The organism is Rhodococcus sp. ARC_M12, from assembly GCF_022810385.1.
GTDB classification, from domain to species: domain Bacteria; phylum Actinomycetota; class Actinomycetes; order Mycobacteriales; family Mycobacteriaceae; genus Rhodococcoides; species Rhodococcoides navarretei.
Genome location: NZ_JALGQI010000038.1, coordinates 1 through 2,777, shown reverse-complemented (window position 1 = coordinate 2,777; position 2,777 = coordinate 1). Strand labels below are relative to the sequence as shown.

The 2,777-nt window shown below is 55.2% G+C and carries 1 rRNA gene; it reads right to left on the bottom strand.

The annotated features are described in order from the left end of the window. Positions 1-72: 72 nt before the first annotated feature. Positions 73-2,777 (bottom strand): 23S ribosomal RNA (locus MTX35_RS25160); the annotation flags it as partial.

Sequence of the window (2,777 nt, the reverse complement as noted above, 5' to 3'; positions counted from 1 at the left end):
TGTATTCGATTGTGCTTGCTGAATCAACTCGTGTGTTGTTTCAGATATTGCACAGTGGACGCGTAGCTTCTTTGTGGTAAGTCCTCGGCCTATTAGTACCAGTCACCTGCATCGGTTACCCGACTTCCAGTTCTGGCCTATCAACCCGGTGGTCTGCCGGGGGCCTTACCCCCTCGAGGGGGTGAGAAACCTCATCTTGGAACAGGCTTCCCGCTTAGATGCTTTCAGCGGTTATCCCTTCCGAACGTAGCCAACCAGCGGTGCTCCTGGTGGAACAACTGGCACACCAGAGGTTCGTCCGTCCCGGTCCTCTCGTACTAGGGACAGCCTTCCTCAAGTTTCTTACGCGCGCGGCGGATAGAGACCGAACTGTCTCACGACGTTCTAAACCCAGCTCGCGTGCCGCTTTAATGGGCGAACAGCCCAACCCTTGGGACCTACTCCAGCCCCAGGATGCGACGAGCCGACATCGAGGTGCCAAACCATCCCGTCGATATGGACTCTTGGGGAAGATCAGCCTGTTATCCCCGGGGTACCTTTTATCCGTTGAGCGACACCGCTTCCACTTGCCGGTGCCGGATCACTAGTCCCGACTTTCGTCCCTGCTCGACTTGTCAGTCTCACAGTCAAGCTCCCTTGTGCACTTGCACTCGACACCTGATTGCCAACCAGGCTGAGGGAACCTTTGGGCGCCTCCGTTACATTTTAGGAGGCAACCGCCCCAGTTAAACTACCCACCAGGCACTGTCCCTGAACCAGATCATGGTCCGAGGTTGAGGTATCCAATACGATCAGAGTGGTATTTCAACAACGACTCCACAGTAACTGGCGTCACCGCTTCACAGTCTCCCACCTATCCTACACAAACCGAACCGAACACCAATACCAAGCTGTAGTGAAGGTCCCGGGGTCTTTTCGTCCTGCCGCGCGTAACGAGCATCTTTACTCGTAATGCAATTTCGCCGAGTCTATGGTTGAGACAGCTGAGAAGTCGTTACGCCATTCGTGCAGGTCGGAACTTACCCGACAAGGAATTTCGCTACCTTAGGATGGTTATAGTTACCACCGCCGTTTACTGGGGCTTAAATTCTCAGCTTCGCCATTACTGGCTAACCGGTCCTCTTAACCTTCCAGCACCGGGCAGGCGTCAGTCCGTATACATCGTCTTACGACTTCGCACGGACCTGTGTTTTTAGTAAACAGTCGCTTCTCACTGGTCTCTGCGGCCCCACCCAGCTCAGGAAGTAAATTCCGTCACCGGACAAGGCCCCCCTTCTCCCGAAGTTACGGGGGCATTTTGCCGAGTTCCTTAACCATAGTTATCTCGATCGCCTTAGTATTCTCTACCTGACCACCTGTGTCGGTTTGGGGTACGGGCCGTGTAACAACTCACTAGAGGCTTTTCTCGGCAGCATAGGATCACTGAATTCGCCTCAATCGGCTACGCATCACCTCTCAGGCTTGATGAACGGCGGATTTGCCTACCGTTCGCCCTACAGGCTTACACCAGTACAACCACTGACTGGCCCAGCTACCTTCCTGCGTCACCCCATCGCTTGGCTACTACCAGATCAGGTCCCACGCATCCACCACACGCCGGCCACCCGAAGGTGGCAAGTCATATGGATTCAGGGTGGTTAGTGTCACTGATTCACCATGGGCGCGGTTACACGGGTACGGGAATATCAACCCGTTGTCCATCGGCTACGCCTGTCGGCCTCGTCTTAGGTCCCGACTCACCCTGGGCGGATTAACCTGGCCCAGGAACCCTTGGTCATTCGGCGGACGAGTTTCTCACTCGTCTTTCGCTACTCATGCCTGCATTCTCACTCGCGCAGCCTCCACACCTGGATCACTCCGATGCTTCCATGGCTGCACGACGCTCCCCTACCCACCCACACACCTGGCTGAACCCTCGCAAGAGAACAGCGGGCTATTGTGTGAGTGCCGCAGCTTCGGTGGTGTACTTGAGCCCCGCTACATTGTCGGCGCAGGATCACTTGACCAGTGAGCTATTACGCACTCTTTCAAGGGTGGCTGCTTCTAAGCCAACCTCCTGGTTGTCTTCGCGACCCCACATCCTTTTCCACTTAGTACACGCTTAGGGACCTTAGCTGGCGATCTGGGCTGTTTCCCTCTCGACTACGAACCTTATCGCCCGCAGTCTCACTGCCACGCTCTCACTCACCGGCATTCGGAGTTTGGCTGATTTCGGTAAGCTTGTAGGCCCCCTAGACCATCCAGTAGCTCTACCTCCGGCGAGAAACACGTGACGCTGCACCTAAATGCATTTCGGGGAGAACCAGCTATCACGGAGTTTGATTGGCCTTTCACCCCTACCCACAACTCATCCCCTCAGTTTTCAACCTAAGTGGGTTCGGTCCTCCACGACGTCTTACCGTCGCTTCAACCTGGCCATGGGTAGATCACTCCGCTTCGGGTCTAGAACACGCCACTACACCACAAACGTGGATACGCCCTATTCGGACTCGCTTTCGCTACGGCTACCCCACACGGGTTAACCTCGCGACATGCCACTAACTCGCAGGCTCATTCTTCAAAAGGCACGCCATCACCAGCAACAGAACAAACTGTTCACCAGCTTTGACGGATTGTAAGCGCACGGTTTCAGGTACTATTTCACTCCCCTCCCGGGGTACTTTTCACCTTTCCCTCACGGTACTAGTCCGCTATCGGTCACCAGGGAGTATTCAGGCTTATCGGGTGGTCCCGACAGATTCACAGCAGATTTCACGGGCCCGCTGCTACTTGGGTAT